Consider the following 4,227-nt stretch of genomic DNA (forward strand, 5'->3'; position numbering starts at 1 on the left):
GGCAAGTAGGGATCCGGGTCCCGGCCCGGTGGCCTGGGCCGGGGGGGACAAGGGAAAAGGCGCGCCCGCTGTCGCGGACGCGCCTGGTACCCGTGCGGCTCAGCGGACCCCCATGATCCGTTGGACTGCCAGAGTGCGGTGTTGTGGCTAGACGGCCAGCCACACATCCGGTCCGAAGACCTCATAGTGGATGCGCTCGGCCGGAATGCCTGCAGCCAGTGCCTGTCCACGCACTGCGTGCATGAACGGCAGTGGACCGCACAGGTAGACGTGGGAATTCGGGTCGAACTCGGCATTGTTCAGGTTCATCAGACCGGCGGTGCTCTTCACATCGGTGGGCAGCTCGCCGCGCTCGAACCAGGTGGTCAGGGTCGCGTTGGGCAGCTTCTCCACGGATTCGACCATCTGGGCGCGCAGGGCCCAGGTGTCGGCTTCCTGATCGGCGTGCAGCACGGTGATCGAACGCTGTGAGTTGCTCTCGGCCAGGGTGGCCAGGGCGGCGGCGCTCGGGGTGCAGCCAATGCCGGCGGTGGCGATCACCAGCGGCTCACCGGAGTGGTCGATGACCAGGTCGCCGTAGGGGTTGGAAATTTCAATGGTGTCCCCAACCTTCAGCTGGGTGTGCAGGATCGGGGTGAACTCACCGTTCGGATCCAGCTTCACGGTCACGGTGCGCCGGGAGGTGTCGGCGACATTGCCGGAGAGGGTGTACTGGCGGACCTGGCGGACGCCGTCGGCCATCGGCATGCGCAGCGAAATGAACTGGCCCGGCTCGGCGGGGGTGACCGGGGTGTCATCGGCCGGCTCAAAGGTGAAGGTCACCGAGCCCGGCGCGGTTTCCTCCCGCCCGGTCAGGGTCCACAGGCTGTAGTAGTGGTCGTTGACCTGCTTGGCGTACAGGCCCTTCTCGATCTTGATCAGCGCGTGGGCCATCAGCCAGTAGACCTCGGACCAGGCGTCCGCGATCTCCGGGGTCAGGGCGTCTCCGAGGTTCTCGGCGATGGCGGCGAACAGGTGTTCGTAAACGATCGGGTACTGTTCCTCGACGATGCCCAGCGAGGCGTGCTTGTGGGCGATGCGCGCCAGCATGGTCTCGGGCAGGGTGTCGGGGTTGTTCAGCAGGTGCGAGGCGAAGACCGCGATGGAACCGGCCAGCGCCTGCTGCTGCTTGCCGTTCTTCTGGTTCGAGCGGGAGAAGTATCCATCCAGCAGGTCCGGACGCGCGGCAAACATGCGGTTGTAGAAGTTCGGGGTGATGCTGGAAATCCGCTCGGCGATGATCGGCAGGGTGGCTTCGATGACCGGGCGGGATTGAGTGGAAAGCATCGGGTCTCCTTGTGGCGGTTTATCTTGCATCCCATATGCAAGATTTACATCTTAAGTTCTACGCGACGTAGAACTGATTGGCAAGTCCGTGACGCCCGGCAGCCGGCTAACGGGTGCCGCTGGGACGGATTTGGGGGAAGGGAAGGCGCGTAAGCGCCGGGGAAGCGGAGACCACATCGGCCACCGTCAGGTTGTCCAAAGAAGCGTAGAAAGCGTCTCTGGCTTGGCGCAACGCGCCGCGCAGCCGGCATCCGCCGATCATCGGGCAGTCATGGGCGGCGTCGTGGGTTGTGCAGTCCACCACATCTTCACGCCAGTCCAGGGTGCGCAGCAAGGAGCCCAGATTCATCTGCAGACCCTGTTCGGTGATGCTGGCCCCGCCGTGCCGGCCTCGGGTCACCTCCAGAGCCCCGAGCCGCCCAGCTCGGCCACGGCCTTGGTGACGTGGTTGTACGGCACGTGGATCAGTTCGGCGATCTGCCGGGTGGTCAGCTGGCCGACACCGTGCGCGCCAAGCACCATCAAGGTGCGCAGGCACACGTCGGTATAGGCGCTGAGTCTCATTGCTGATCCATCACTAGGTCCGGGTTGCTGGGCGGGGGCCGGTGGCTACTGGCGTCCGGGGCGAACAGCGACATGTCCGCCGGTTCGGCCACCGGGTCCTCGAAGTGCCAGGTGCCGCCGGCTCATCGGGCATGGTGTAGGGCTGGACAATTGCCAGCGCGGCGCCGGCCTTGTGCTCGGCCACCACATGGATCGCGTCGCGGTTGTCCTCGGCCAGCAGCACATCGGAGGTGATGGCCACGGCCGCGAAGTTCGCGCCCTCCTGGTTCAGCACCTGGACCAGGTCCGCGGCCATGGCCTCGGTGTCGATATCGGCTTCCGGGTCATCGGGGTTCTCGGTCGGCGGCACCGCCAGCAGACGCAGCTCCGGCTCCTCTGCCCCGCTCTGCGGTTCCAGGCCGATCGCGAAGGGCAGGAAGACGCCCTGCTCCTCCAGTTGCTCGCGAGCAACACCCAACGCCGTACCCAGCACCTTGTTCAGGGCTTCCTTGACCGAGTCATCGAGTTCGTCAAAATTCATGGTCTCGTCCTCTATTTCCTCGTCCGCTTGCTTCGTTTCGGTCGGTTACTTCGTTTTGGCGTTTTCCCGCACAATGCCCAGCACGGTGTCCCGGATGGGGGTGATCACCGAGGCCTGCGCCCCCTCGCCGTTGAACCGCAGGTACGGTTCGGTGTTGGAGGGACGCAGGTTGATCCACCAGCTACCATCCTGCGCGCTGATGGTGGTTCCATCAAGGCGCTGCACCACCACCGGCTGGCCGGCGAAATGCTCCAGCACCCGGTCCACGGCCCCCTGCTTATCCTCCACCTCGGAGTTGATCTCCCCGGTGGCGGTGTAGGCTCGTATTCCGCGCCGAATTCTGACAATGGTAGCGGCTGGGAACCCAGGGCCGCCAATACGTGCATGGCCGCCAGCATCCCGGTGTCGGCGTTGAAGAAGTCCCGGAAGTAGTAGTGCGCCGAGTGCTCGCCACCGAAGACCGCGCCCTGGCGGGCCATCTCGGCCTTGATGAAGGAGTGGCCCACCCGGGTCATCACCGGCTTGCCCCCGGCCCGGGTCACGAACTCCGGGACCGCCTTGGAGGTGATCAGGTTGTGGATGATGGTCGGGGTCGGTTCCCCGTCCTTTTGGACGCGGGCGATTTCACGCACCGCCACCAGCGCGGTGATGGCCGAGGGGGAGAGCGGTTCGCCCTTTTCGTCAATGACGAAGCAGCGGTCCGCATCCCCGTCGAAGGCCAAGCCCATGTCCGCACCGTGCTGGAGCACCGCGGCCTGCAGGTCCCTCAGGTTCTCCGGCTCCAGCGGGTTGGCCGGATGGTTCGGGAAGGTGCCGTCCAGCTCAAAGTACAGGTCAATGATTTCCAGCGGCAGGCCGGGCAGCACCGCATCTCCCAGCACGGCCGGGGTGGTCATCCCGGCCATCCCGTTGCCGGCATCCACCACGATCTTCAGCGGGCGGATCTGGGACAGGTCCACCAGCTCACGCAGGTAGGCGGCGTAGTCGCCCAGCACGTCCAGTTCGCTGATCGTGCCCTGGGGGGCGTCCCCGGAGACCGGCAGGCCTCATCGAGGTACCTCTGGGCCACGTCACGGATGTCATACAGCCCGGTCTCGGAGGAGATCGGCACGGCCCCGGCCTTGGACATCTTGATGCCGTTGTACTGGGCCGGGTTGTGGCTGGCGGTGAAGACCACCCCGGCGGCGTTGTGCTTGCCGGCGGCGAAGTACAGCTCGTCGGTGGAGATCAAGCCGAGCATCTTCACGTTGGCCCCGCGGTAGGTTGCCCCGCGGGCGAAGGCCTGGCAAAAGTCTGCGCTGGAAGGACGCATGTCCCCGCCCACCAGGACCTCGCGTCCGCCTAGTCCCAAAACATCGACGAACGCTGCGCCAATGGCTTCGACGGCTTCCTCGTTGATGGTCTGTCCCACCACGCCGCGCACGTCGTACGCCTTGAAGCACTGCTTAAGATCAATCTCTACACTCACGCACCTCACACTACCGGGATGCCGGGCCCAATGCCCTGTCCTGGGGCGGTACGGGCATAGGAGTTCGCTAACAGTTTCGCCGTGGGCAGGATCGTGCGCACGCCGGTGCCCGGGCAGAAGCGCAAAAGGTCGGAGGCTGCTGGAATACTGGGGGCATGGCGCAGCTACAGCAGACCGAATTAAAGGAACTGGCACTGGAGAAGCTGCGGGCGCTGGTCCAGCACCCGCAGGCCGAGTTCCATCCTGGACAGTTCGAGGCGATCTCCGCCCTGGTTGCCCAGCAGCGCCGCGCCTGGTGGTGCAGCGCACCGGCTGGGGCAAGTCGGCGGTCTACTTCGTTTCCTCCTGC

Annotated in this window: 4 protein-coding genes and 2 pseudogenes; 1 reads left to right on the forward strand and 5 read right to left on the reverse strand. The window is 65.4% G+C overall.

Annotation, left to right across the window (positions count from 1 at the left end):
- Positions 1 to 147 precede the first annotated feature (147 nt).
- The 5 genes and pseudogenes from JCM19049_RS08915 to JCM19049_RS08930 form a co-directional block, all read right to left on the reverse strand.
- Positions 148 to 1,326, reverse strand: coding sequence for a globin domain-containing protein (locus JCM19049_RS08915; RefSeq protein ID WP_054821411.1), 1,179 nt, complete (start codon positions 1,324 to 1,326; stop codon positions 148 to 150).
- Between the two features lie 106 nt (positions 1,327 to 1,432).
- Positions 1,433 to 1,726, reverse strand: a complete 294-nt coding sequence (locus JCM19049_RS19670; RefSeq protein WP_279402805.1) for an Rrf2 family transcriptional regulator — start codon at positions 1,724 to 1,726, stop codon at positions 1,433 to 1,435.
- The gene (locus tag JCM19049_RS19675) at positions 1,723 to 1,890 is read right to left on the reverse strand and encodes a hypothetical protein (RefSeq protein ID WP_279402806.1); all 168 of its coding nucleotides are present in this window, start codon (positions 1,888 to 1,890) and stop codon (positions 1,723 to 1,725) included. Before JCM19049_RS19675 ends, JCM19049_RS19670 begins: the two co-directional genes overlap by 4 nt.
- Positions 1,891 to 1,903: 13 nt before the next feature.
- A complete protein-coding gene (locus JCM19049_RS08925) occupies positions 1,904 to 2,410 on the reverse strand; it encodes a hypothetical protein (protein WP_279402807.1) in 507 nt (168 codons plus the stop codon).
- A 45-nt stretch (positions 2,411 to 2,455) separates the two neighbouring features.
- Positions 2,456 to 3,878: pseudogene (locus JCM19049_RS08930) on the reverse strand (phosphomannomutase/phosphoglucomutase).
- 155 nt (positions 3,879 to 4,033) lie between these two features.
- On the opposite strand from JCM19049_RS08930, the pseudogene JCM19049_RS08935 reads away from it, so the two are divergent.
- A pseudogene (locus tag JCM19049_RS08935) lies at positions 4,034 to 4,227 on the forward strand (hypothetical protein); the annotation flags it as partial.

The organism is Arthrobacter sp. JCM 19049, assembly GCF_001310435.1.

Coding starts and splice junctions, on each gene's coding strand:
- JCM19049_RS08925 (WP_279402807.1), bottom strand. CDS start 2,410: ATGAATTTTGACGAACTCGATGACTCGGTCAAGGAAGCCCTGAACAAG.
- JCM19049_RS08915 (WP_054821411.1), bottom strand. CDS start 1,326: ATGCTTTCCACTCAATCCCGCCCGGTCATCGAAGCCACCCTGCCGATC.
- JCM19049_RS19675 (WP_279402806.1), bottom strand. CDS start 1,890: ATGAGACTCAGCGCCTATACCGACGTGTGCCTGCGCACCTTGATGGTG.